General features: G+C 75.1%; 24 protein-coding genes. 8 read left to right on the forward strand and 16 right to left on the reverse strand.

What is annotated here, in order from left to right:
• Positions 1 to 22 precede the first annotated feature (22 nt).
• The 3 genes from BLASA_RS17270 to BLASA_RS17280 form a co-directional block, all read right to left on the reverse strand.
• Positions 23 to 2,392 carry a [protein-PII] uridylyltransferase gene (locus BLASA_RS17270; protein WP_014377503.1) on the reverse strand — a complete coding sequence of 790 codons (2,370 nt, stop codon included), beginning with the start codon at positions 2,390 to 2,392 and terminating at the stop codon, positions 23 to 25.
• A gap of 80 nt (positions 2,393 to 2,472) precedes the next feature.
• Entirely contained in the window at positions 2,473 to 2,811 is a 339-nt protein-coding gene (locus tag BLASA_RS17275) for a P-II family nitrogen regulator (RefSeq protein WP_014377504.1), read from the reverse strand.
• Entirely contained in the window at positions 2,808 to 4,151 is a 1,344-nt protein-coding gene (locus tag BLASA_RS17280; RefSeq protein ID WP_014377505.1) for an ammonium transporter, read from the reverse strand. The genes BLASA_RS17275 and BLASA_RS17280 overlap by 4 nt, the downstream gene beginning before the upstream one ends.
• Positions 4,152 to 4,371: 220 nt before the next feature.
• On the opposite strand from BLASA_RS17280, the gene BLASA_RS17285 reads away from it, so the two are divergent.
• From BLASA_RS17285 to BLASA_RS17300, 4 genes are read left to right on the forward strand one after another with little or no spacing between them, the layout of a single operon-like run.
• A complete protein-coding gene (locus BLASA_RS17285; protein WP_014377506.1) occupies positions 4,372 to 5,076 on the forward strand; it encodes an energy-coupling factor ABC transporter permease in 705 nt (234 codons plus the stop codon).
• The gene (locus BLASA_RS25635; protein WP_014377507.1) at positions 5,073 to 5,387 is read left to right on the forward strand and encodes a PDGLE domain-containing protein; all 315 of its coding nucleotides are present in this window, start codon (positions 5,073 to 5,075) and stop codon (positions 5,385 to 5,387) included. The genes BLASA_RS17285 and BLASA_RS25635 overlap by 4 nt, the downstream gene beginning before the upstream one ends.
• A gap of 1 nt (position 5,388) precedes the next feature.
• Positions 5,389 to 6,171 (forward strand): cobalt ECF transporter T component CbiQ, encoded by a 783-nt coding sequence (gene cbiQ, locus BLASA_RS17295; RefSeq protein WP_014377508.1) that lies wholly within the window; start codon positions 5,389 to 5,391, stop codon positions 6,169 to 6,171.
• Entirely contained in the window at positions 6,168 to 6,911 is a 744-nt protein-coding gene (locus BLASA_RS17300; protein ID WP_014377509.1) for an energy-coupling factor ABC transporter ATP-binding protein, read from the forward strand. Before cbiQ ends, BLASA_RS17300 begins: the two co-directional genes overlap by 4 nt.
• A gap of 4 nt (positions 6,912 to 6,915) precedes the next feature.
• Here the strand turns inward: BLASA_RS17300 and ftsY are convergent, their stop codons facing one another.
• Positions 6,916 to 8,142: a signal recognition particle-docking protein FtsY gene (gene ftsY, locus BLASA_RS17305; protein WP_014377510.1), complete on the reverse strand. Its 1,227-nt coding sequence runs from the start codon at positions 8,140 to 8,142 to the stop codon at positions 6,916 to 6,918.
• An 84-nt stretch (positions 8,143 to 8,226) separates the two neighbouring features.
• On the opposite strand from ftsY, the gene BLASA_RS17310 reads away from it, so the two are divergent.
• From BLASA_RS17310 to BLASA_RS17320, 3 genes are all read left to right on the forward strand, one after another.
• Positions 8,227 to 9,921, forward strand: a complete 1,695-nt coding sequence (locus BLASA_RS17310) for an alkaline phosphatase D family protein (protein WP_014377511.1) — start codon at positions 8,227 to 8,229, stop codon at positions 9,919 to 9,921.
• The gene (locus tag BLASA_RS17315) at positions 9,918 to 10,730 is read left to right on the forward strand and encodes an endonuclease/exonuclease/phosphatase family protein (protein WP_014377512.1); all 813 of its coding nucleotides are present in this window, start codon (positions 9,918 to 9,920) and stop codon (positions 10,728 to 10,730) included. The genes BLASA_RS17310 and BLASA_RS17315 overlap by 4 nt, the downstream gene beginning before the upstream one ends.
• 92 nt (positions 10,731 to 10,822) lie before the next feature.
• Positions 10,823 to 11,536 (forward strand): alpha/beta hydrolase, encoded by a 714-nt coding sequence (locus tag BLASA_RS17320; protein ID WP_014377513.1) that lies wholly within the window; start codon positions 10,823 to 10,825, stop codon positions 11,534 to 11,536.
• Positions 11,537 to 11,553: 17 nt separating this feature from the next.
• On the opposite strand, the gene smc is transcribed toward BLASA_RS17320, so the two are convergent.
• From smc to BLASA_RS17380, 12 genes are all read right to left on the reverse strand, one after another.
• The gene (gene smc, locus BLASA_RS17325; RefSeq protein ID WP_014377514.1) at positions 11,554 to 15,120 is read right to left on the reverse strand and encodes a chromosome segregation protein SMC; all 3,567 of its coding nucleotides are present in this window, start codon (positions 15,118 to 15,120) and stop codon (positions 11,554 to 11,556) included.
• Between the two features lie 68 nt (positions 15,121 to 15,188).
• Positions 15,189 to 15,380: a hypothetical protein gene (locus tag BLASA_RS17330; RefSeq protein WP_014377515.1), complete on the reverse strand. Its 192-nt coding sequence runs from the start codon at positions 15,378 to 15,380 to the stop codon at positions 15,189 to 15,191.
• Between the two features lie 149 nt (positions 15,381 to 15,529).
• Positions 15,530 to 15,799, reverse strand: coding sequence for an acylphosphatase (locus BLASA_RS17335; RefSeq protein ID WP_041776664.1), 270 nt, complete (start codon positions 15,797 to 15,799; stop codon positions 15,530 to 15,532).
• Positions 15,796 to 16,698, reverse strand: coding sequence for a bifunctional DNA-formamidopyrimidine glycosylase/DNA-(apurinic or apyrimidinic site) lyase (mutM, locus tag BLASA_RS17340; RefSeq protein ID WP_014377517.1), 903 nt, complete (start codon positions 16,696 to 16,698; stop codon positions 15,796 to 15,798). Before mutM ends, BLASA_RS17335 begins: the two co-directional genes overlap by 4 nt.
• A 4-nt stretch (positions 16,699 to 16,702) precedes the next feature.
• Positions 16,703 to 17,488 (reverse strand): ribonuclease III, encoded by a 786-nt coding sequence (gene rnc, locus BLASA_RS17345; protein WP_014377518.1) that lies wholly within the window; start codon positions 17,486 to 17,488, stop codon positions 16,703 to 16,705.
• Positions 17,489 to 17,508: 20 nt separating this feature from the next.
• Positions 17,509 to 17,688: a 50S ribosomal protein L32 gene (rpmF, locus tag BLASA_RS17350; protein WP_014377519.1), complete on the reverse strand. Its 180-nt coding sequence runs from the start codon at positions 17,686 to 17,688 to the stop codon at positions 17,509 to 17,511.
• Between the two features lie 2 nt (positions 17,689 to 17,690).
• A complete protein-coding gene (locus tag BLASA_RS17355; protein WP_166486576.1) occupies positions 17,691 to 18,332 on the reverse strand; it encodes a YceD family protein in 642 nt (213 codons plus the stop codon).
• A 117-nt stretch (positions 18,333 to 18,449) separates the two neighbouring features.
• On the reverse strand, positions 18,450 to 19,130 hold the full coding sequence (locus BLASA_RS17360; RefSeq protein ID WP_014377521.1) for a hypothetical protein: 681 nt from the start codon (positions 19,128 to 19,130) through the stop codon (positions 18,450 to 18,452).
• Positions 19,127 to 19,612, reverse strand: coding sequence for a pantetheine-phosphate adenylyltransferase (gene coaD / locus BLASA_RS17365; protein WP_014377522.1), 486 nt, complete (start codon positions 19,610 to 19,612; stop codon positions 19,127 to 19,129). Before coaD ends, BLASA_RS17360 begins: the two co-directional genes overlap by 4 nt.
• Positions 19,609 to 20,163: a 16S rRNA (guanine(966)-N(2))-methyltransferase RsmD gene (rsmD, locus tag BLASA_RS17370; RefSeq protein ID WP_014377523.1), complete on the reverse strand. Its 555-nt coding sequence runs from the start codon at positions 20,161 to 20,163 to the stop codon at positions 19,609 to 19,611. The genes coaD and rsmD overlap by 4 nt, the downstream gene beginning before the upstream one ends.
• Before the next feature lie 13 nt (positions 20,164 to 20,176).
• Positions 20,177 to 22,369: an ATP-dependent DNA helicase RecG gene (recG, locus tag BLASA_RS17375; protein ID WP_041775827.1), complete on the reverse strand. Its 2,193-nt coding sequence runs from the start codon at positions 22,367 to 22,369 to the stop codon at positions 20,177 to 20,179.
• A 2-nt stretch (positions 22,370 to 22,371) separates the two neighbouring features.
• Positions 22,372 to 23,970 carry a DAK2 domain-containing protein gene (locus BLASA_RS17380; RefSeq protein ID WP_014377525.1) on the reverse strand — a complete coding sequence of 533 codons (1,599 nt, stop codon included), beginning with the start codon at positions 23,968 to 23,970 and terminating at the stop codon, positions 22,372 to 22,374.
• A gap of 185 nt (positions 23,971 to 24,155) precedes the next feature.
• On the opposite strand from BLASA_RS17380, the gene rpmB reads away from it, so the two are divergent.
• Positions 24,156 to 24,347, forward strand: coding sequence for a 50S ribosomal protein L28 (rpmB, locus tag BLASA_RS17385; protein ID WP_014377526.1), 192 nt, complete (start codon positions 24,156 to 24,158; stop codon positions 24,345 to 24,347).
• The last annotated feature ends 17 nt before the right edge of the window (positions 24,348 to 24,364 follow it).

Raw genomic sequence — 24,364 nt, forward strand, 5'->3', positions numbered from 1 at the left:
ACCTCTGACAGAACCGCGGAGATCAGCCCGGCGTGTCCGGGCCGGCGGGCATCACGCCGCCGCGGGTGGCCGCCACCAGAGCGGCGTCCACGCGCTCGCGCTGCCGGAGATCGACCGGGGAGCCCGAGGGGTTGGCCACGTAGAAGCAGTCGACCGCGTCACCGCCCAGGGTCTCGATCCGCGCACTCGTCACGTCCAGGCCCTCGCCGGCGATCGCCGCGGTCAGCCGGTAGAGGAGCCCGGCGCGGTCACCGGCGCGGACCTCCACGATGCCGGTGGCCCGGCCGCTCACCTCGTGGTTGTGCCAGGAGATCCGTGGCGGCGCGCCGCGGGTCTCCTCGCGGTAGTCGGCCTCGCGCTGCCGCAGCCGGTCGGACAGGGACAGCGTCCCCTCGAGGGCGGCGCGCACGCCGTCGGCCAGGATCTCCGGCACCGGCGCCCGGCCGAAGCGGGGATGCACCGCGAACACGCCGGTGCCGTAGCCGTCGGCCACGGTGAGCTTCGCCGCCCGTACGTCCAGCTGGTTGAGCGCCAGCACCCCGGCACAGGTGCTGAGCAGGCCCGGCCGGTCGGGGGCGCCGATCGTCACCTGTTGCCCGTCGGCGACCTCCGCGATGCCGACCGTCACCGCGCGGGTCACCCCGGGGATGTCGGGAGCCGGCGCGGTGACCTGGGCGCGGGTGGGGTGCAGCACCGGCTCCGCGTCGGCCAGCTGGGTGCCGCCGATCCGGGCCTGCACGCGGGCGACCAGCGCGGCCACCAGATGGGCCTTCCACGGCGACCACGCCGAGGTGCTGGTCGCGGCGCCGTCGGCCTGGGCCAGGGCGTGCAGCAGCTGGAGCACCGAGGCGTCGGAACCGATGGTGGCCGCCACCCGCTCGATGGTCGCGGGGTCGTCGATGTCCCGCCGGGTCGCCGTCGCCGGGAGCAGCAGGTGGTGGCGCACCAGCGTGCCGAGGACCGCGACGTCGGGCTCGGCGAACCCCATCCGTGCGCCGATCGCCGCGGCGATCGGCTCGCCCGCCACGCTGTGGTCGCCGGGCCAGCCCTTGCCGATGTCGTGCAGCAGCGAAGCCACCAGGAGAAGGTCGGGCCGGTCGACGTCGCGGGTCAGCTCGGAGGCCGCGGCGGCGGCCTCGATGAGGTGGCGGTCGACGGTGTAGCGGTGCCACGGGTGCCGTTGCGGCAGCGACCGGACCCGGTTCCACTCGGGCAGCAGCCGGGACAGCAGGCCCTGCTGGTCCAGCTGCTCCAGGACGGGGACGGCAGCGCGGCCGCTGGCCAGCACCCGGAGGAACGACCAGCGGGCCTCCGCGGGCCATGGCTCGGGCATCGGCGGCCCGTGCACCGCGAGCACCTTGAGGGTGTACGGGGAGAGCAGCAGGCCGGCACGGGCGGCGGCCGCGGCGGCGCGAAGCAGCAGCCCCGGGTCGTCGGCCGGGCGGGCGTCGCGGGCGAGCACCACCTCGTCACCCTGCCGGACGACGCCCTCGGCCAGCGGCTCGCGGCGCACCCGGCGGTGGCGGCCGCGCGGCCGGCGGACCAGCGCGGCCTCCACCCGGCGCCAGGTCTCGTCGGCGACGAAGGCCAGCCGCCGTCCGGCGAGGCTGACCTCCCGCAGCAGCTGGTCCTCGTCGGCCAGCCCGAGCGCCGCGGCGACGCCCGACTGCTCCTGGCGCACCAGGAGGTCGGAGGGCCGGCCGGAGCGACGCCGCAGCTCGTCGCGCACGTCCAGCAGGAAGGCGTAGGCCCGCTCGGCCTCGGCGGTGGGCTCGTCGGCGAGTTGCGCGGCGGCGGCCGCCCGCAGCACCTGCCCCTCGCGCAGCCCGCCGTAGGCGTCCTTGAGGTCAGGTTCGAGCAGGAAGGCGAGCTCCCCCAGCCGCCGGCCCCGCTCCCGGCGCAGGTCCCGCAGCTCCGGCAGCAGCCGGGAGGCGGACTGCCGCCAGCTGGCGAGAGTGGCCGTCCGCAGCCGGGTGGCCAGGTCCGCGTCCCCGGCGATCAGCCGGGCGTCGAGCAGGCCCAGCCCGGCCCTGGGGTCGGTCGAGGCGACGGTGACCGCCTCGGGCACCGAGCGCACCGAGTGGTCCAGGCGCAGGCCGGCGTCCCAGACCGGGTACCAGAGCGCGTCGGCGATCGCCGCGATCTCCGGGCGGTCCTCGTGCACGAGCACCAGGTCGAGGTCCCCGTACGGCGGCAGTTCCCGGCGGCCGAGACTGCCGACGGCGACGAGCGCCAGCCCGTCGGTGCCCGGCCCGGCCCCGGGGCTCCCCCGGTGGGCCGGCGGCACGGGCGTCCCGGCGACGGCATCGTGGAGCAGCCCGGCCAGCCACCTGTCCAGGGCCGCGACCCGCGCGGCCCGGCTCAGCCCCGGCAGCGCCTCGGTGTCCAGCACGACTCCCCCTCGATGGTCGGACGCCGGGCAGGAGGACGCCGGCCGGGCCCGTGCGCCCCGGCCGGCGTCCCCGGCGGTGCTCAGACGGCGTCCTCGCCGCGCTCCCCGGTGCGCACCCGGACGATCTCGTCGATCGTGGTGACCCAGACCTTGCCGTCGCCGATCTGGCCGGTGGAGGCGGCCTCGACCACGGCGTCCACGACCCGGGTGGCGTCCAGCTCGCTGACGACCACCTCGATGCGGATCTTGGGCACGAAGTCCACCTGGTACTCGGCACCCCGGTAGACCTCGGTGTGCCCCCGCTGGCGGCCGAAGCCCTGGACCTCGCTGACGGTGAGCCCGGCGATGCCGATCAGCTCGAGGGCGTTCTTGACGTCGTCGAGCTTGTACGGCTTGACGATCGCGGTGACCAGCTTCATGCCAGCGTCCTCTCGGTGGTGCGGGCCGGGTCCTGCGCCGTGGCGCGGGCCCGGCCGGCCGGTGGGGCGGTGGAACCGCTGCTGCCGAGCGCGGCCAAGTCGTACCCGGACTCGGCGTGCACGGCGGTGTCGATGCCGGTGACCTCGTCCTCCTCGGAGATGCGGAAGCCCATCGTCTTCTGGAGGACGGTGCCGATGATCAGCGTAAGGACGAAGGAGAACACGAGGACGGCGACCGCCCCGACGACCTGCCGCCACAGCTGGGCGGCGCTGCCGCCGAAGAACAGGCTCTCCACCCCCGCCGGCGCGTCCGGGTCGGCGAGGAAGCCGATGGCGATCGTGCCCCACAGGCCGCCGACCAGGTGCACGCCCACGACGTCGAGCGAGTCGTCGACGCCGAACGTGTACTTGAGGCCCACGGCCAGGGCGCACAGGGCACCGGCGATCAGACCGATGACGATCGCGCCGATCGGGGAGACCGCCGAGCAGGCCGGTGTGATGGCGACCAGACCGGCGACGACGCCCGAGGCGGCGCCCAGCGACGTCGAGTGACCGTCCCGGATCCTCTCCACCAGCAGCCAGCCGAGGGTGGCCGCACCGGTGGCCACCAGCGTGTTCACCCAGACGACGGCGGCGGTGTTGTTCGCGGCGAGCGCCGAGCCCGCGTTGAAGCCGAACCAGCCGAACCACAGCAGGCCGGCGCCGATCATCACCAGCGGCAGGTTGTGCGGGCGCATCGCCTCCCGGCCGAAACCGCGCCGCTTGCCGAGCACCAGGGCCAGCGCCAGGCCCGCAGCACCGGCGTTGATGTGCACCGCGGTGCCGCCGGCGAAGTCGATGGCCGCGAGGTCGTTGGCGATCCAGCCCCCGACGTGCTCGTCGAGGCTGAAGTCGAAGACCCAGTGCGCGACCGGGAAGTAGACGACGGTCGCCCAGATGCCCGCGAACACCATCCACGCGCCGAACCGGGCCCGGTCGGCGACGGCGCCGGAGACGAGTGCGACGGTGATGACGGCGAAGACGGCCTGGAAGCCGACGAACGCCATGGCGGGCAGGCCGCCGTCGTCGGTCGTGACGTCCTCCATCAACCCGGCGAGGCCGAAGAACTGCGCCGGGTCACCCAGCAGGCCGAGGCCCACGTCGTCCCCGAAGGCCATCGAGTAGCCGTAGAGGACCCACAGCACGCTGATCAGCGCCAGCGCCCCGAAGCTCATCATCATCATGTTCAGCACGCTCTTCGCACGGACCATGCCGCCGTAGAAGAGCGCCAGGCCGGGGGTCATCAGCATCACGAGCGCGGCGCTGACGAGGATCCAGGCGGTGTCGCCGGTGTTGACCACGGTAACCTCCTCCAGTAGTGGGGCCGCGGACGGCCGGTGGTCGAGTGGTGCTCACCGTGCCGGGGCGGTGTTTCCGGCGACGCCGCCGCCGCGTTTCGCGGCGGTGAACTCACCGCCCGCGAATTCGGCCGCTCGTTGCGGGCGTGTTGCACGGGCCGTCCGCGGGCCCGGCCCGACCGCGAGTCGCTAGTTGCGAACGATGTGCAATAAGGTCGACCCCGTGCACGTACCCGATGGATTCCTCGATGCGCCCACGTCCGTCGCGACCGGGGTGGTGGCCGCGGGCGCCGTGGCCGTCGCCCTCCGCAAGGCGCGGCAGGAGCTCGACGACCGCACCGCACCCATGGCCGGGTTGACCGCCGCCTTCGTCTTCGCCGTCCAGATGGTCAACTTCCCCGTCGCGGCCGGCACCAGCGGTCACCTGATCGGTGGCGCGCTCACCGCCGTCCTCGTCGGCCCGTGGACAGCGGTGCTCAGCATGACCGTGGTGCTGCTGGTCCAAGCCGTGCTCTTCGCCGACGGCGGACTCACCGCGCTGGGCACCAACGTCACCCTGCTCGGCGTGGTGGCCGTCGCGGTGGGCTACGGAGTGGCGCGCGCGCTCACCGCCGTCCTGCCACGCACCCGCCCCTCGCTGCTGGTCGCATCCGGGATCGGCGCCTTCCTGTCGGTACCCGTCGCGGCGCTGGCCTTCGTCGGGCTGTTCGGCCTCGGCGGCGTCGCAGACGTGCCGCTGGGCGCGGTCGCCGGCGCGATGACCGGAGTGCACCTGCTGATCGGCCTGGGCGAGGCGGCGATCACCGTCGCCGTCCTGGGTGCCGTGCTCACCGCCCGGCCCGACCTCGTGCACGCCGCCAGGCACCTGCGGCAGGACGTCGACCTGGCCAGCCGTCCGGGCCTCGAGCCGACGGGGGTCGCTCGATGAGCCGCCGTCGCTGGTTCTGGATCACCGGACTGGCCGTGACCCTGCTGGTCGCGGCCGTGCTCAGCGGTTTCGCCAGCTCCGCACCCGACGGCCTGGAGTGGGCCGCCGAGGACGCCGGCTTCGGCCACACCGCCGAGGACAGCGCCGTGGCCGGTTCCCCCCTGGCCGACTACGCGATCGGCGGGCAGGAGGGCGCGCTGTCGGGCGGGACCGCGGGGATCATCGGCGTCGCCGTGACCCTGGTGCTGGCCGGCGGTCTTGCGTTCGTGGTCCGCCGGCGCGGGCGCGACACCACCCCGGTCGCCGACTGACGTGAGTGCCGGCCATGCAGGCACGCTGAGCGCCCGCTACATCGCCGGCGCCAGTCCCGTCCACCGGCTGGCGCCGCAGGTCAAGCTCGTCGGGGTCCTGACGTTCGCCCTCGTCGTCGTCGCCACCCCGGTGGAGGCCGCGTGGGCGCCGGCCGTCTACGCCGGAGACCTGCTCCTCGTCCTCGGCGTCGCGGCGGTGGCCGGCGTCGCGCCCGCACGGCTGGCCCGCGGGCTGGTGGTCGAGGTCCCGTTCGTCGCATTCGCCGTCCTGCTGCCGTTCGTGGCCCGCGGGCCACGGGTGGAGGTGTTCGGCCTGTCGCTGTCCGAGAACGGGCTGGCCACCGGCGGGGGCATCCTGGCCAAGGCGACGATCGCCGTGCTGGCGGCCACGGTGCTGGCCGCGACCACCGAGCCTCGCGAGCTGCTGCGCGGCCTGGAGCGGCTGCGGTTGCCGCAGCTGCTGGTGCAGATCCTGATGTTCATGATCCGCTACGCCGACGTGGTCGGCGGTGAGCTGCAGCGGATGCGGGTGGCCCGGGAGTCCCGCGGCTTCCGGAGCGGTGGCCTGCGGGGCCTGCGGGTGATGGCGGCGACCGCGGGCGCGCTGTTCGTCCGGTCCTACGAGCGCGGTGAGCGGGTGCACCTCGCGATGCTCAGCCGCGGCTACGGCGGCCGCCTGCCCACCGGGCCGGCCGCCGCGGTCGATCCCCGCGCGTGGGCCGTGGCGCTGACCCTGCCCCTGGCCGCGGCCGCGGTGCTGCTGGCCGGGATGCTGCTGGGGTGACCGCCGCCCCGCCGTCCCTCCTGGTCGAGGACCTCGCCTACGCCTATCCCGACGGGCACCAGGCGCTGTTCGGTGTCGACCTGCGGATCGACCGCGGCGAGCGGGTGGCCCTGCTGGGCCCCAACGGCGCGGGCAAGACCACCCTGGTGCTGCACCTCAACGGCATCCTGCGGGCCGGCCGCGGGCAGGTGACCGTGGCCGGCCTGCCGGTCGGGAAGCGCGCGCTGCAGGAGATCCGCCGCCGGGTCGGCGTGGTCTTCCAGGACCCCGACGACCAGCTGTTCATGCCGACCGTCGGCGAGGACGTGGCCTTCGGCCCCCGCAACCTGGGGCTGCCCGAGCCCGAGGTCGCCGCCCGGGTCGCCGCGGCGTTGCAGCAGGTGCGCATGGCCGACGCCGCCGACCGCCCGCCGCACCACCTGTCGTTCGGCCAGCGGCGCCGGGTCGCCGTCGCCACGGTGCTGGCGATGCAGCCGGAGATCGTGGTGCTCGACGAGCCGTCGTCCAACCTCGACCCGGCGGGCCGGCGGGAACTGGCCGAGGTGCTGGCCGGGCTGCCGGTGACGCTGCTGATGGTCACCCACGACCTGCCCTACGCCGCTCAGCTGTGCTCGCGGTCGGTGATCCTCGACGGCGGGGTGATCGTCGCCGACGGCCCGACGCCGGACGTGCTGTCCGATGCCGGCCTCCTGGCCGCCCACCGGCTCGAGCTGCCCTACGGCTTCTCGCCCGCGGGCTGACCGCTCAGGCCTCGCCGACCAGCCCCTCCGCGAACGCCCGCGGCTCGAACGGCGCCAGGTCGTCGGGGCCCTCACCGAGGCCGATCAGCTTCACCGGGATGCCCAGCTCCTGCTGCACCCGGACCACGATGCCGCCCTTGGCGGTGCCGTCGAGCTTGGTGAGGACGACGCCGGTGACGTGCACGGCCTCGGTGAACACCCGTGCCTGCACGACGCCGTTCTGCCCCGTCGTGGCGTCCAGCACCAGCAGCACCTCGGTGACCGGCGCCTGCTTCTCCACGACCCGCTTCACCTTGCCGAGCTCGTCCATGAGCCCGGACTTGGTGTGCAGCCGCCCGGCGGTGTCGACGACGACGGTGTCGACCTCGGCCTCCACGCCGGTGCGCACCGCCTCGAACGCGACGGCGGCGGGGTCGCCGCCCTCGCGCCCCCGGACGGTGAGGACCCCGACCCGCTCGCCCCAGGTCTCGAGCTGGTCGGCGGCCGCGGCACGGAAGGTGTCGGCGGCGCCGAGGATCACGCTCCTGCCGTCGCCCACCAGCACCCGGGCGAGCTTGCCGACGGTGGTCGTCTTCCCGGCCCCGTTCACACCGACGACGAGGACGACGCCCGGGCGCCCCTCGCTCCGACCGGTGCCGAGCGTCCGGTCCAGGTCGGGGCCCAGCACGGCGGTCAGCTCGCGCACGAGGAGCTCGCGCAGGTCGGCGCCGGAGGCGGTGGCCAGCACCAGCGACTGGGTGCGCAGCCGCTCGACGATCCGGGTGGTCGAGGCGACCCCGACGTCGGCGGCGAGCAGGGTCTCCTCGATCTCCTCCCAGTCGTCCTCGGTCAGCTGCTCGCGGGCCAGGACGGTGAGCAGGCCGCGGCCGAGGGAGGACTGCGATCGGGCCAGGCGCGACCGCAGCCGCACCAGCCGGCCGGCCGACGGCAAGGGCGTCTCGAAGACCAGCCCCGGCTCGGGCTCGGCCGGGGGCAGCTCGACGGACGGCGGCGTCTCGGGGACGACCGCATCGGGCTGGTCGGTCTGCGGGAGGCCCAGCCCCGACGCGGTGGACCCGGTCGGCCGTGGCTGCTCGACCGGCGGCGCGGGCGGTCGCGGCCGGGTGAGCGTCGTGCCGCCGAGGGCGTCGTCGTCGAGTCGCGTCGTCCGCCGGCCACGGCCGACGAGGAGGCTCACCCCGAGGATCAGTCCGACGACCAGGATCGCGATGGCGATCAGCACGAATTCCATGGACCCGAGTCTCCCAGCCCCCGTCGGGGGAGGCGGCGGGGACACCGACTCCCTGCGCCCCGCGTCGTAGGCCAGGCTGTCCCCATGCCGCAACCCGCCGCCAGCGCCCCCGCCCTCGTGCTCGGGCCGCTCCTGCGGCACGTCGACCCGGTGTCGGCGACCGTGTGGGTGGAGACCGACCGCCCGTGCGAGGTCGACGTGCTGGGCCGGCGCGCCCGGACGTTCCGCGTCGGCGGTCACCACTACGCCCTGGTCCTCGTCGAAGACCTCGAACCGGGCAGCACCACGCCGTACGAGGTGCACCTCGACGGCGTGCAGGTCTGGCCACCCGTGGAGTCGGAGTTCCCGCCCAGCCGGATCCGCACCCCCGGAGGCCCGGGTCCCTTCCGGCTGGCCTTCGGGTCGTGCCGGTACGCCAGCCGGCACACGGTCGCGGACTCCGAGGGCATCCCGCCGGACGCGCTCGACTTCTACGCGCAGCGGATCGCGACCCAGCCGGAGGAGGAGTGGCCGGATGCGCTGGTGCTGCTCGGCGACCAGGTGTACGCCGACGAGCTCACCGAGCGGACCCACGGATGGCTCGCCCGCCGGCGGGACCGGGAGCTGACGAGCACGGCCCCGAACGCCCAGGTGGCGGACTTCGAGGAGTACACCCAGCTCTACGTTGAGTCCTGGCAGGACCCGCAGGTGCGGTGGCTGCTGTCCACCATCCCGTCCTCGATGATCTTCGACGACCACGAGATGATCGACGACTGGAACACCTCGGCGGCCTGGCGGGCGAAGATGTCGCGCAAGGACTGGTGGGCCGGGCGGATCACCGCTGGCCTGGCCAGTTACTGGATCTACCAGCACCTGGGCAACCTCAGCCCGCAGGAGCTGGCCGAGAACAAGACCTGGCGGGCGATCCAGGAGCTCGTCGACGCCTCCCCGGACGTGCCCGTCGACGCCGGGCCGCTGCTCCACGAGATGGCGACGCAGGCCGACGCGACCCCGGCCAGCACGCGGTGGAGCTACGTCCGGCACTGGGGTGACGCCCGGCTGGTCATGATCGACACCCGGGCCGGCCGGGTGCTGGAGGAGACCGGCCGCCGGATGCTGGACGAGGCGGAGTTCGACTGGGTCGAGGCGGCCATGCGCCGGGCGTGCGACGAGGGGGTGCAGCACCTCATCCTCGGCACGTCGCTGCCCTGGCTGCTGCCGCACGCCGTCGACTCGCTGGAGCGGTGGAACGCGACGCTGAACGTCCGCCACCACGGCCGGTGGCGCGGCACGCTGGCCGAGGCGCTGCGGCAGGCGTCGGACCTGGAGCACTGGGCCGCGTTCGCGCACTCCTTCGACCGGCTCGGCCGCGCGGTCACCGGCGTGGCCCGCGGCGAGCACGGGGCGGCCCCGGCGACGACGGTGGTCATCTCCGGCGACGTCCACCACGCCTACGCCGCGGAGGTGGTCGAACCGTCCGGGCTGGTCTCCCGGGTGCACCAGCTGACCGTCTCCCCGCTGCACAACCAGGCCCCGCACCCGATCAAGGTCGCCTTCAGGATCGGGTGGAGCCGGCGCGCACGGCGGTTCACCGAGCGGCTGGCCCGCCTGGTGGGCGCCGAGCCGGCCGGGCTGGAGTGGGAGAAGCAGGTCGGCCCGTACTTCGGCAACCAGATCGGCGAGCTCGTGCTGGACGGGCGGGAGGCGCGGTTCGTGCTGTCGGTGAGCGAACTGGGGTCGACGTCGCTGTCCGAGGTCGTCGACATGCCCCTGTCCGAGCCTGAGAGGGTGGAGCGGTGACGAAGCCGGCCCCGGGTCCCGACCAGCCGCCGATCCCGGTGCGGCTGGTCACCTTCAACACCCACCACGGGGTGGGCGACGACGACCGGCACGACCTCCCCCGGCTGGCCACGCTGCTGGCCTCGGTGGACGCCGATGTCATCTGCCTGCAGGAGGTCGACCGCTACTACGGCGAGCGCAGCGAGGACGTCGACCAGGCGCTGCTGCTCTCCCGGGCGCTGGACATGCAGCTGGCGTGGGGGCCGGCCATCGACGAGCAGCGGGCGGGCACGAAGGCGGCAGACGCCCCGCGGCGCCAGTACGGCAACGCGCTGCTCTCCCGCCTGCCGATCCTGATCAGCGACGTCCACCGGCTGCCCGGCACCGGCGAGCCGCGGAGCGCGCTGCGCACCATGGTCGAGCTCGACGGCGGGGCGCTGTGGATCACCGCGACGCACCTGACCACCCGTTCGGCGCAGGAGCGGGCCGCCCAGGTGTCCACGCTCGCCGGGCTGCACACCGAGCCGATGGACACCGGCGTCCTGGTCGGCGACTTCAACACCGAGCCGGATGCCCCCGAGCTCGACGCGCTGCGGCAGCGGTTCACCGACGCCTGGCAGCTGGCCCGGGCGCGGAACGACCAGGCCGGCTGGAAGTTCTGGCAGTCCGACGCCGGGATGACGCACCCGGCCGGCTCCCCGCACCGGCGGATCGACCAGGTGTGGGTCTCCCCCGGGGTCACCGTCGCCGGGGCCTACGTGCTCGACGCCGAGGGCGCCTCGGACCACCTGCCGGTCGTCGTCGACGTGGAGGTCCGCTCCGGGGTCTAGGGAGGCCGACCGGGCGGTACATCATTTGCCCTACGGCACACGGGCCGACCTGCCGTTACCCGGGACCACACGTGCGCCCCAGCATCAGCGCCATGACCGCCGAGCCCGCAGCCCTTCCCACGATCGTCCTCGTCCACGGCGCCTGGCACGGGTCGTGGTCCTGGGACCACGTCGTTCCGCTGCTCACCGAGCGGGGCTTCCCGGTCCGCACCGTCGACCTGCCGAGCACCGGCCCGGACGTCGACGCGCTGGGGGACCTGGCCGACGACTCCGCGGCGGTGCGGGCCGTCCTGGACGACGTGGCCGGCCCCACGGTCCTGGTCGGGCACTCGTACGGCGGCCTGCCGATCACCGAGGCCAGCGCCGGCCGGGACGACGTCGTCCGGCTGGTCTACGTCTGCGCGTTCCTGCTCGACGTCGGCGTGAGCCTGCTGGACGCCGCCGGTGGCGAGCCGCCGGCGTTCTGGCAGGTCTCCGAGGACGGCCGCTGGATGACCCCCGCACAGCCGGAACAGGTGTTCTACGCGGACTGCCCTCCCGACGTCACCGCCGCGGCCGTGGCCCGGCTGACCCCCCAGTCGCTGAGCTCGTGCACCACACCGCTGCGGGCCGCCGGGTGGTCGACACTCCCGACGACCTACGTCGTGGCGGACGGGGACGTGGGGCTGCCGGCCGCCGTGCAGGAGCTGATGGCGGCGGGCAAGGCCGAGGACGTCCGGCACATCGACTCGGCCCACTCCCCGTTCTTCGCCCGACCACGGGAACTCGCCGACATCCTGATCGAGGCGTCCTCGGGAAGCCGCTGATCGGGGATGGACGCAGCTCAGGCGGTGTCCAGCTCCCGGAGCCGCTGGCTGATCACGCCGGTGATGCCGTCGCCGCGCATGCTGACGCCGTAGAGGGCGTCGGCGATCTCCATCGTCCGCTTCTGGTGGGTGATGATGATCAGCTGCGACGTCGACCGCAGCTGCTCGACCAGCACCAGCAGCCGGCCCAGGTTGACGTCGTCCAGCGCCGCCTCGACCTCGTCGAGGACGTAGAACGGGGAGGGGCGTGCGCGGAAGATCGCCACGAGCAGGGCGACGGCGGTCAGCGAGCGCTCGCCGCCGGACAGCAGCGAGAGCCGCTTGACCTTCTTGCCCGGCGGCCGCGCCTCCACCTCGACGCCGGTGGTGAGCATGCTGTCGGGCTCGGTGAGCACCAGGCGCCCCGAGCCGCCGGGGAAGAGGGTGGCGAAGACCTGCTCGAACTCGCGGGCGACGTCGGCGAAGGCGGCGGCGAAGACGTCGTGGATCCGGCCGTCGACCTCGCGGACGACGGTGAGCAGGTCCCGCCGGGTGTTCTTGAGATCCTCCAGCTGGGTGGCGAGGAAGGTGTGCCGCTCCTCCAGCGCGGCGAACTCCTCCAGCGCCAGCGGGTTCACCTTGCCCAGGGTCGCGAGGTCGCGCTCGGCACGGGCGGCCCGCCGTTCCTGGACCGCCCGGTCGTAGGGCTGCGGCTCGGGGACGGGCTGCCCGGCGGCGTCGGCCTCGGCGACCTGCTGGGGTGCCGGCGGCACCGGCGCGCGCGGCCCGTACTCGGCGACCAGCGTGGGCAGGTCGACCCCGAACTCCTCGGCGGCCCGGGTCTCCAGCGTCTCGATACGGTACCGCTGCTCGGTGCGCGCCACCTCGTCGCGGTGCACCTCGTCGGTGAGCCGGTCCAGTTCGGCGGTGGCCGCACGCACCCGGCCGCGCACCTCCAGCAGCTCGGCCTCGAAGGAACTCCGGGACGACGCGAGCGCATCCCGCTCGGCAGCGGCCCGGGCCAGCGAGGAGCCCAGCGCCACCAGGGCGGCCTCGGCGTCGGCGCGGACCGCGGCCGCCACCGCCGCACCCCGCTGACGGGCGACCCGGGCGGCGGCCGCCCGCTCGCGGGCGGTGCGCTCCTGCCGGGCCTGGCGGCGCAGCGACTCGGCCCGACCCTGCAGTGCGCGGGCCCGCTCCTCGGCCGTGCGCACCGACAACCGTGCCTCGGTCTCCCCCTGCCGGGCCGCCGCCACCTCGGCGCGCAGCCGGTCGCGAACCTCGGTGGGCGGCTCGTCCTCCAGCGGCGCGGCCTGGGCCTCGGCGAGCCGGCCCTCCAGGGTGGACAGGGCGGTGATCGCCCGCTCCAGCGACTCCTCGGCGCGCACCCGGGCGGCCGCGTGCCGCTCCGCCTCGGCCGACGCGGAGCGGGCCGCCGCGCCGAGCTCGGCCAGCGCGGTGGCCTCGGCGGAGCGGCTGCGGTCGGCGGCCTGCCGGGCGGCGAGCGCGGTGTCGACGTCGGCGGAGCGGTCCTGGGCGGTGCGCCGGGCGCGGGTCAGCTGCTCGGCGAGCTCGGCGGCGTGCGCGGTGGCGGCGGCCAGCTCGGCCGCCGCCTCGTCGACGCGGGCCCGCACCTCCAGGTTCGACGGCGCGTCGGTCTGCCCGCCGAGGGCCCAGTCGGCGCCGAGCAGGTCACCGGTGGCGGTGACGGCCCGGACCCGGGGGTGCACGCGCACCAGCGCCACCGCGGCGTCGAGGTCGGGCACCAGGGCCACCCGCTCCAGGGCACGGGCCAGCGCCGGCCGGAGGGGCTCGGGCGCCTGCACCGCGTCCAGGGCCCAGCGGATCCCCTCGGGCAGCTCCGGCCAGCCTTCCCGCGGGACCGGGGGGAGTCCGCCGGTGACCAGCAGCCCGGCGCGGCCGCCGCCGGTGCCGGTCAGGTGGGCCAGCGCCTCGGCCGCCTCGGTCACCCCGGAGACGACGACGGCGTCGGCCATGCCCCCGAGCGCGGCGGCGACCGCCACCTCGTCACCCGGTGCCACGGTCAGCTGCTCGGTCAGCGGGCCGACCACCCCGGGAAGGCCCGAGCCGAGGACCGCGGCCGCGCCGTCGGCCGGCGCCAGCCCCAGGGCGAGCGCGTCCCGCCGGGCCTGCCAGGAGGCACGGTCGCTCTCTGCGGCGCGTTCGGCAGCAGCGAGCTCGGTGACCCGGCGGGCGGCGGCGGTGTGCGCGGCGACGGCGTCCTGGTGGGCCGCGACGAGCCCGACGTCGGCGTCCTCGTGCTCGGCGAGCTGACCGCGGCGGTCGGCCAGCCGATCGGCGGCCACCTCCGCCCGGTCGGCCGCCTCGGCGGCGGCGACCGCGAGCCGGTCGATCTCGGCCTGACCGGCGCCGACCCGTGAGCGGGCCGCCGCCACCTCGCCGGACAGCCGGGCCAGGCTCTCCCGGCGGTCGGCCAGCGCCCGGGCGGCGGCAACCCAGGCCTTCTCCGCCTCGGCCAGGGCCCGCTCCAGGTCGGTGCGGCCGGCCACCACCCGCGCCAGCCGTTCCCGCTCGGCCGCCAGCCCGGCGGCGAGCTCGGCCTCGGTCGCGGCGACCTTGTCGGCCTCGACCTCCAGCTGCTCGGGGTCCCGCCCGGCCGCTGCGGCCGGGGCGGCCGCGGACAGGTGCCGGTGCCGCTCGGCGGCCAGCTGGGCCACGCTCCGGAACCGCTCGCCGAGGGTGGACAGCCGGTACCAGGTGTCGGAGGCGACCTGCAGCTGCGGGGTGGTGTGGGCCAACCGGCTCTCCAGCGCGCTCTCCCGGCGGGACACCTCGGCCAGCTCCCGCTCGACGACGGTCCGTCGCTCCCGTGCGGCGGTCTCGTCGGCGACGTCCCGGTCGAGGGCATCTCGCAGCTGCACGAGGTCGTCGGCCAGCAGCCGGAGCCGGGCATCTCGCAGGTCGGCCTGCACGCCGGCGGCACGGCGGGCCACCTCCGCCTGGCGGCCCAGCGGCTTGAGCTGGCGGCGCAGCTCGGCGGTGAGGTCGGCCAGCCGGTCCAGGTTGGCCTGCATCCCGTCGAGCTTGCGGAGGGCCTTCTCCTTGCGCTTGCGGTGCTTGAGGACGCCGGCCGCCTCCTCGATGAACGCGCGCCGGTCCTCGGGGCGGCCGGACAGGACGGCGTCGAGCTGGCCCTGGCCGACGATGACGTGCATCTCGCGGCCGATGCCGGAGTCGCTGAGCAGCTCCTGGACGTCGAGCAGCCGCACCTTGTCGCCGTTGATCTCGTACTCGCTCTCCCCGGAGCGGTACATGCGGCGGGTGATCGACACCTCGGTGTACTCGATCGGCAGCGCGCCGTCGGAGTTGTCGATGGTGAGGGTCACCTCGGCGCGGCCCAGCGCCGGACGGCCGGCGGTGCCGGCGAAGATGACGTCCTCCATCTTGCCGCCGCGCAGGCTCTTGGCGCCCTGCTCGCCGAGGACCCAGGAGATGGCGTCGACGACGTTGGACTTGCCGGAGCCGTTGGGGCCGACGACGGCGGTGATCCCGGGTTCGAGCCGCAGCGTGGTGGCGGACGCGAAGGACTTGAAGCCCTTCAGCGTGAGGCTCGACAGGTGCACGGGAAGGAGACTCTAGCCGGGATCCGCCCCGGTCAGGGTGGCCGCGAGGCCGCTGGTGCGGGTGTGACTCAGGCGAGTGCGGGCTGGGCGGCGTCGCCGGCCATGGAGAGCAGCTCGTGGGCGATCGCGGCGTCGCGCTGGGCGCGCAGCTCGGCGAGCTCCTGCTCCAGCCGACGCACCTTCGCCCGCAGGACGGCGTTCTCCTCGGCTACGCGGAGCTGCGCGGGGGCGACGACGTGACCGAACAGGGCCTTGGCCATGGCTGGGACGGCCTTTCAGACAGTGGGAGGGAGTAGCCGGCGCCCCGGGAAACGGTCGGCGCGGCTGGGGTGCTTCCAGGGTGACAGCACCTGTGACGCAGGTCAACGCGAGCGGGCCAGCCTCCCATGTCCGGGCGATGTCGCGTTGGTCACCCTGTGGTGAACGTCCGCACCCCGCGTGCGGGCTCGTCGCGGACGTCGACCCGCGTGACCGCCCCGGGCGCGTCCGGGCCGTCGAGGACGCCGAGGACGGCGGCCACGGCGTCCTCCGCCCCCTCGAGGACGACCTCGACCCGCCCGTCGGGCCGGTTCGTCGCCGAGCCGGACACCCCGGCCCCCTCGGCCCGGCCGCGCACGAACCACCGGTACCCGACGCCCTGCACCCGCCCCGAGACGACGGCCACCGCGCGGCGGCTCATGACCGGCGCGCTCGCGGGCGCGGCTGGCACACCGGACAGCTGTAGCTGCTGCGGTTCATGAACGACTCCCGGCGGATCGCCGTCCCGCAGCGCGGGCAGGGCCGGTCGGCCTGCCCGTAGACGGCCAGGTGCCGGGAGAAGTAGCCGCTCTGCCCGTTGACGTCGACGTACAGCGAGTCGAAGGAGGTGCCGCCCTGCGCGAGACTCTCGCCGAGCACGTCGCGGACGCCCTCCAGCAGGTCGGCGACCTGGGCGCCGGTGAGCTTGTCGGTGGGGCGGGCGCCGTGCAGCCGGGCCCGCCACAGCGACTCGTCGGCGTAGATGTTGCCCACCCCGCCGATCAGGGTCTGGTCGAGCAGGGCCCGCTTGACCTCGGTCCGCCGGCGGCGCAGCGCGACCGAGAAGGCGTCGACGTCGAAGGAGGGATCGAGCGGGTCGATGGCGATGTGCGCGAGCCGCGGCGGGATCTCCTCCGCTGCCGGTCCGGCCACCCCACCAGCCCGAGCGCACTCCTCCACCGCCAGCCCGCCGAAGGTGCGCTGGTCGACGAAGCGCAGCTCGCGGCCGCCGTCGGCGAAGGTGAACCGGGCCCGCAGGTGGGTCTCGTCGGGGGCCGACGGCTTCTCCACGAGCAGCTGCCCGCTCATGCCCAGGTGCGCCACCAGCGCCCGCCCCGACGGCGTGCCGTCCGGTTCGGCCAGCGGCAGCCAGAGGTACTTGCCGCGCCGGTGGGCGGCGGCCAGGGTGCGCCCGGTCAGGGCCTGCACGAAGTGGTCGGCGCCCTCCAGGTGCCGCCGGACGGCCCGGGGGTGCTGCACCTCCACGGTGGCGACCGTTCGACCGGCGATCCACTGCTCCAGTCCCCGGCGCACCACCTCGACCTCGGGTAGCTCGGGCACGGTCCTACTCCTCGGACAGGGCGCGCCAGGCGATCTCGGCCGCCTCCTGCTCGGCGGCCTTCTTCGTGCGGCCGCTGCCGGTGCCCCGGACGATGCCGGCGAGCAGCACGGCGGCGGTGAAGGTCTTGGCGTGGTCGGGTCCCTCGTCGTCCACCTGGTAGGTGGGCGCGCCCAACCCCTGCGCGGCACCGAGCTCCTGCAGGCTGGTCTTCCAGTCCAGGCCGGCGCCGCGGGTGGCGGCCTCGACCAGCAGCGGGTCGAACAGCCGGTGCACGACCGCGGAGGCGGTGTCCAGCCCGCAGCCGAGGTGGATCGCGCCGACCAGCGCCTCGAGGGCGTCGGCGAGGATCGAGTCCTTCTCCCGGCCGCCGGTCGTCTCCTCACCGCGCCCCAGCAGCACGTGGGGGCCGAGGCCGCCGTCGCCGAGCCGGCGGGCGACCCGCGCCAGCGACGTCATGTTGACCACCGACGCGCGGAGCTTCGCCAGCTGGCCCTCGGGGAGGCCCGGCTGGCTGCGGTACAGCTCGTCGGTGACGACGAGGCCGAGCACGGAGTCGCCCAGGAACTCCAGGCGCTCGTTGGTCGGCAGGCCGCCGTTCTCGTACGCGAACGACCGGTGCGTCAGCATCAGGCCCAGCAGGTCGTCGGGCAGCCGGACGCCGAGAGCGTCGTCGAGCCACGCAGCGGCCCGCGCGGCGTGTGCCTCGCCGCCGGGGTGTGCCGCCCCGTCCGGGGCGCGACCGCCCGCCGCACTCTCGGCAGGGTGCGTCGCGGCGGCCGTCGTCCCCATGGCGGTACGGGTGCCGGAGGTCAGACCGACAGGACCTGGCGGCCGTCGTACTGGCCGCACGTCGGGCACGCCTGGTGCGGGGGCTTGAGCTCGCCGCAGGCGCGGTTGGGACACGGCGACAGGGTCGGCGCGGTGGCCTTCCACTGCGACCGGCGCATGCGGGTGTTGGCGCGCGACATCTTCCGCTTCGGAACGGCCACGATCAGTTCTCCTCTGGGGTGGTGGATTCGCCGGGGGTGCCCGGCGAGGAAGCGAAACGCTCCGCGAGGGCGGCCCACCGGGGGTCGGTCACCTCGTGGGTGTGGTCTGCCGGGAGGTCGTCGATCCGCTGACCGCAGTCGACGCACAGGCCGCCGCAGTCCGGGGTGCAGACCGGCGACAGCGGGAGGTTCAGGACGATGGTGTCGCGGGCCAGCGGCTCGAGGTCGAGGAAGTCACCCTCGACGCGGCGGACCTCGTCCTCCTCGCTGGTCGCCTCGGTGGTGCTGCCCGCGTAGGCGTAGAGCTCCTGGACGTCGAGGGTCAGGGTGTCCTCGGTCGGCTCGAGGCAGCGGGCGCAGGAGCCGACGACGGGGACGTCGAGGTCTCCGGTGACCAGCACGCCCTCCATGACGGACTCCAGCCGCAGCCGCAGGTGCACGTCGGCCTTCTCCGGGACCCGGATCAGCTCCAGGCCCCAGCCGGCGGGCGCCGGGGCCCTGCGGTCGAGCTCCTGCATGGTGCCCGCGCGGCGGCCGAGCTCCCGGAGGTCGTACTTCCAGGGGTTGGCGGACGGACGCCGGTCCTCGGAGGCCGTTGGCCTTGAGGACGGGGCGCCGGAGGGGAACGGCTGAGCGGCAGGCATGTCAGTACTCGCGGTCGGGAGCAGGGAGGGGTGGCCGGCCGGGCGGGTAGCCGCCGGCGGTCGGACCAGGGGTCGAGCCTACCCGATGGCCGGGTGGCACCGACCGTGCGGAAGGTCTCAGGGCTCCCGCAGGGTGGTACGCGCCTTGTCCACCGACCGGAGCATGCGCTCGAGGGTGGCCCCGAACTCGGCCAGCCGGGTGTCGACGTACTCGTCGACCTCGGCCCGCATCCGGTTGGCATCGGCGTGCGACTGCGCGCCGAGCTCGTCGGCGCGGTCGACGGCGGTGCGGTAGACCTCGGTCTCGGTGATCAGCCGCTCGTGCTCGGCCTGCCCCTCGGCGATCAGCGCGGCCCGGTGCTGGCGCCCCTCGGCGACCAGCGCCTCGGCCTCCGCCTCGGCGTCGACCAGGATCTGCTCGGCCTCGCCCTGGGCCTGGGCGAGCAGCTCGTCCCGCTGGCGGCGGGCGGTGCCGAGGATCTCGTCGCGCTGCCGGCGGGCCTGGACGAGCAGCTGCTCGCTCTCGGCGCGGGTGCGGCCGGTCAGCCGCTCGGCCTCGGCCTGGGCCTGCTGCAGGATCTCGGTGCGCTGCTCGACGATCGCGCCGGCCGCCTGCACGTCCTCGGGCAGCGACTCCCGCAGGTCGTCGAGCAGGTCGAGCACGACGTCGCGGGGGACCATGCAGGAACTCGACATCGGCACGCTGCGCGCGTTCTCGATGACGGTCGTCAGCTCGTCGACCGTCTCGTACAGCCGGTAGACGACCTCCGTGCTGGAACCGCGCGGCGGGCGGGTCACTGCGCATCCCGCCGGGCGCGCTCGGCCAGCCGGTCGTGGACGACCGTGGGCACCAGCCGGGAGACGTCGCCGCCGAAGGTGGCGATCTGCTTGACCAGGCTGGAGGACAGGTGACCGACCTGCGGCGCGGTGGGCACGAACAGGGTCTCGATGCCGGCCAGCTCCCGGTTCATCTGGGCCATCTGGAGCTCGTACTCGAAGTCGCTGACGGCCCGCAGCCCCTTGACGATCACCGGGATGTCGTGGCTGCGGCAGTAGTCGACGAGCAGCCCCTGGAAGCTGTCGACGGTGACGTTGGGCAGGTCGGCGACGGCCTCGCGGAGGAGGTCCATGCGCTCCTCGACCGGGAAGAACCCGGCCTTGCCCGGGTTGACCAGCACGGCGACGACCAGCTCGTCGTAGAGCCCGGCAGCCCGGCCGATGACGTCGACGTGCCCGTTGGTGACCGGATCGAAGGAACCTGGGCAGACGGCACGCCTCACGGACGCCGACCGTACCGGAGCACTGCCTCGCCGTAGCGCCGTTCGCGCAGAGCGTCCAGGGGTGTCGGCCATTCCCAGCCCGTCTCGCGGCTGGACCGCTCGACGACGACGACCCCTCCGGGGGCCAGCCACTCCCCCGTGACCAGCGCGCGCAGCACGTCCTGCACCTCGTCCACCGGCACCTCGTACGGCGGATCGGCGAGGACGACGTCGAACGCCCGCGGGGCCGCCCTGGCCAGCACCGCGGGCACCGAGCCGGCGATCACCCGGCCGCCGGGCAGCCCGACGGCGGCGAGGTTGGCCCGCAGCACCGGCAGCACCCTGGGCCCGGACTCGACGAAGACGACCTCGGTGGCCCCGCGGGACAGCGCCTCCAGGCCCAGCGCGCCGGAGCCGGCGTAGAGGTCGAGCACCGCGGCGCCCTCCAGGTCCAGCAGCGAGCCGAGGGAGTTGAACAGGGCGCCGCGGGCCTTGTCGCCGGTCGGCCGGACACCGGCGGGCGGAACCCGGAGCCGCCGGCCCCCCGCGACGCCCGCGATCAGCCGCGTCATGCCTTCTCCGGCACTATGCCTTCTCCAACCACTGGGCGCGCTCGTCGGTGGCCAGGGCGGCGACCTCGGCGGCGAGCCCCGGGTGGTCGGCGAGGCCGCGATCGGTCCCGAGCAGAGCGTGCGCCTCGGCGCGGGCCTGGCTGATGAGCTCCTCGTCCTCGAGGAGGGACAGCAGCTTGATGGCCGAGCGCCGGCCGGACTGCGCCGCGCCGAGGACGTCGCCCTCCCGCCGGGTCTCCAGGTCCAGCCGGGCGAGCTCGAACCCGTCGGAGGTGGCGGCCACGGCGGCCAGCCGCTGGCCGGTGGGCGAGGCCGAGGGGGCGTCGGTGACCAGCAGGCAGAGCCCGGCGTGCGTGCCGCGGGCCACCCGGCCGCGGAGTTGGTGCAGCTGGCTGACGCCGAACCGGTCGGCGTCCATGACCACCATGACCGTGGCGTTGGGGACGTCGACACCGACCTCCACGACGGTGGTGGCGACCAGCACGTCGATCTCTCCCGTCGCGAAGGCGCGCATGACGGCGTCCTTCTCGTCGGGGGTCATCCGGCCGTGCAGGACGTCGAGCCGCAGCCCGGCCAGCGGTCCGGCGCGCAGTGCCTCGGCGACGTCGAGGACCGCCAGCGGCGGCCGCCGGTCGCTGCGGCCCTGCTCGTCGTCCGGGGCGCCGTCGGCGTCCTCGGGCTCGTCGCCGGGGCCGGTGACGTCGCCGATGCGCGGACAGACGACGTAGGCCTGGCGGCCGGCGGCGACCTCCTCCCGGAGGCGTTCCCAGGCCCGGTCGATCCAGCCGGGTCTCTCGACCACCGGGACCACGGAGCTGGAGACGCCGCCGCGGCCGCTCGGCAGCTGGCGCAGCGTGGAGATCTCCAGATCGCCGTAGACGGTCATGGCCACGGTGCGCGGGATCGGGGTGGCCGTCATGACCAGCACGTGCGGCGGCCGGCCGCCCTTGGCGCGCAGCGCGTCGCGCTGCTCGACGCCGAACCGGTGCTGCTCGTCGACGACGACGAGCCCGAGGTCGGCGAACTCCACGCCCTCCTGCAGGAGCGCGTGGGTGCCGACCACGATGCCGGCCCGGCCCTCGGCGACCTCCGCCCGCGCGGTGCGGCGGGCCGCCGCCTTCAGCGAGCCGGTGAGCAGGGTGACGCGGGTACCGGCGGGGTCGCCGTCGATCTCCCCGGCCCGACCGAGCGGGCCGAGCAGCTGCCGGATGCCGCGGGCGTGCTGGGCAGCGAGCACCTCGGTCGGGGCGAGCAGTGCGGCCTGGCCGCCGGCGTCGACGACCTGCGCCATGGCGCGCAGCGCCACCACCGTCTTGCCGGAGCCCACCTCGCCCTGCAGCAGCCGGTGCATCGGCTGGTCGCGGTCGAGCTCCGCGGCCAGCTCCTCCCCCACCGCGCGCTGGCCTTCGGTGAGGGCGAAGGGCAGGGCGGCGTCGACCGCGTCGAGGAGCCCGCCGGGCCGGCGGGGCCGCGCGGTGCCCGGCTCCAGGGCCGCGGCCCGGCGGCGGGCGGCGAGGGTGAGCTGCAGGGTGAGCGCCTCGTCCCACTTCAGGCGGTGCTCGGCGCGCTCGACGTCCTCCGTCGTGGTCGGCCGGTGGATGTCGAGGAGTGCGGCGGCGAGCGGGAGCAGCCCGTGCCGGGCGCGGATCTCCTCGGGCAGCGGGTCCTCGACGAGCTCGGCGAGCCCACCGCCGGCGCCCAGCAGGAGCCGGACGGACTTCTGGATCACCCAGCTGGAGACGTCCTTGCTCGCCGGGTAGATCGGTACCAGCGCGCGCGCCCAGTCGGTGTCCTCGTCGGAGGCGTCGATCAGGTGCATGTCGGGGTGCGCGAACTGCTTCTCCCCCCGGTACTCGCCGACCGTGCCGGCGAACATGCCCCACGCGTTGACCTTCAGCTGTCCGTGCCGGTGGTTGAAGAACACCAGCTTCATCCGCCCGCCGCCGTCCCCGACCACGACCTCGGTGAGGCTGCCGCGGCGGTTGCGCATCGGGCGCGTCGTGACGCTCCTGACCTGGGCCAGGACGGTGACGCGGTCGCCGACCTGGACATCGGCCAGATCTGCCTGCTCCCCGCGGCGGGCGTAGCGGCGCGGGTAGTGCCGGAGCAGGTGCCGCACGGTGTGCAGGCCGAGGGTCTCCGCCATCCCGGTGGCCGTCTTGGGGCCGAGGACCCGGGCCAGCGGCGTCTCCAGGGTGACGGCCATCGTCACTCCACCCCGATCTGCACCGGCAGCGAGCTCGGGCCGCCGCCGTACCGGACGACCTCGATCGTGGGGTGCACTCCGGAGAGGTGCCCGCAGACGGCGTCGCCGAGCTCCTCGTCCGGACCGACGACGAGGGTGGCCATCTCCCCGCCGGCCGACAGCAGGCGGTCCAGCAGGTCGCAGGCCACGGACGCGAGGTCGGGGCCGATCACGACCACGTCCCCTTCCGCGGATCCGAGCACGTCGCCGGGGTGGCACCGGCCGGCGGAGGTCAGCGCCTCCTGGTCGGCCACGGTGACCTCGGCCCAGCGGGTGGCCGCGGCGGCCTCGGCCATGGCGATGACGTCGTCCCCGAACCGCTGGCCGGGATCGGCGACCGCCACGGCGGCCAGCCCCTGCACGGGTGAACGGGTGGGCACGACGCCGACCTCGCGCCCCGCCTCCCGCGCCCGCGTGGCCGCCCGGGAGGCGACGGCGAGGAGGCCGGCGTCGTTGGGCAGCACGACCACCTCCTGCGCGCCCGAGGCGACGATCTCGTCGTGCAGATCGTCCTCGGTGATGCCGTCGGGGTCGCAGACGACGACACGGACGCCCTCGGCCCGGAAGAGAGCGGCCAGACCGTCGCTGTGGACGGCGGCGACGACCGCGCGGAGTCCGGGGACCGGTGCCGGCGGGGGCACCGGCGCGAGCGGGGTGACCGAGATGCGGTGCGGTCGCCCCGCCTCGATGCCGGCCTCGATGGCCGCGCCGACGTCGGACACGTGGACGTGGACGTTCCACTCGCGACCGGTCGGGGTGTCGACGCCGACGACGACGAGGCTGTCGCCCAGCTCGGCCAGGCGCTGCTGGAGACGGGTGACCGCCACCTCGTCGGCGTCGGCGAGCAGGTACTGGACCTCGCTGCCCGGACCGGGCGGCGGCTGGTGGGGGGCGTGCTCGGAGCCGTGCCGGTGCCGGTCGGGCAGGGCCAGCGCCGGCCGGACGGGCTCGATGCCGGTGACGGTGCGCACCAGGGCGTCGAGCACCAGGCACAGCCCGGCGCCCCCGGCGTCGACGACCCCCGCCTCGCGCAGGACCGTGAGCTGGCCGGGCGTCCGGTCGAGAGCGGCGCGGGCGCCGTCGGCGGCCGCCACGACGACGTCGGCCAGTGCCGTGCGGCCCACGTCGACGGCCGCCACGGCGGACTCACCGCCGGCCCGGGCGACCGTGAGGAAAGTGCCCTCCTCCGGGTCGGCGACCGCGGTGTACGCGCCCTCGGCGGCCTTGCGCAGCGCCGCGGCGAGGACCGGCCCGTCCGCGGGGGGCTGGTCGGCCAGCTGGTCGGCGAGCCCGCGCAGGAGCTGGGCGAGGATCGTGCCCGAGTTGCCGCGGGCGGCCAGCACCGCACCCCGGGCCAGGACCGCCCACGGGGACTCACCGGCGAGGGCGGCGTCGAGTGCGGCACGGGCGCCCTCGGCGGTGTGCAGGAGGTTGGTGCCGGTGTCCCCGTCCGGGACGGGGAAGACGTTGATGTCGTCCAGCCTGCTCCGCGCGCCGGACAGCGCCTCGACCGCGGCGCGGCACCACTGACCGACCGCGGCGTCGTCCAGCGCCTGCAGCACGGGTGGGAGGCTACCCACCCGGACCGACATGTCCCGCCGTCGCGAGCCGGAACGGGGCCCGCCGGGGCACGATCGGAGGGCACCGCGACGTCCCGCGCGAGGAACGGTTAGACTCCATGACGGTCTTGATGCGGGTGCTGCCTTGCCCCGCCGTCTGTGAACGATTCTTCTGGGAGTGATCCACCGTGGCTGCCGTGTGCGATGTGTGTGGCAAGGGCCCCGGTTTCGGTATGTCGGTGTCGCACTCGCACCGCCGCACGCCGCGCCGTTGGAACCCGAACATCCAGTCCGTGCGGGCGCTGATCGCCCCCGGTAACCGTCGCCGGATCAACGCGTGCACCTCGTGCATCCGCGCCGGCAAGGTCGCCCGCAGCTGACCCGGGGGCTTCGACCC

The sequence above is a fragment of the Blastococcus saxobsidens DD2 genome, assembly GCF_000284015.1.
Classification (GTDB): domain Bacteria; phylum Actinomycetota; class Actinomycetes; order Mycobacteriales; family Geodermatophilaceae; genus Blastococcus; species Blastococcus saxobsidens_A.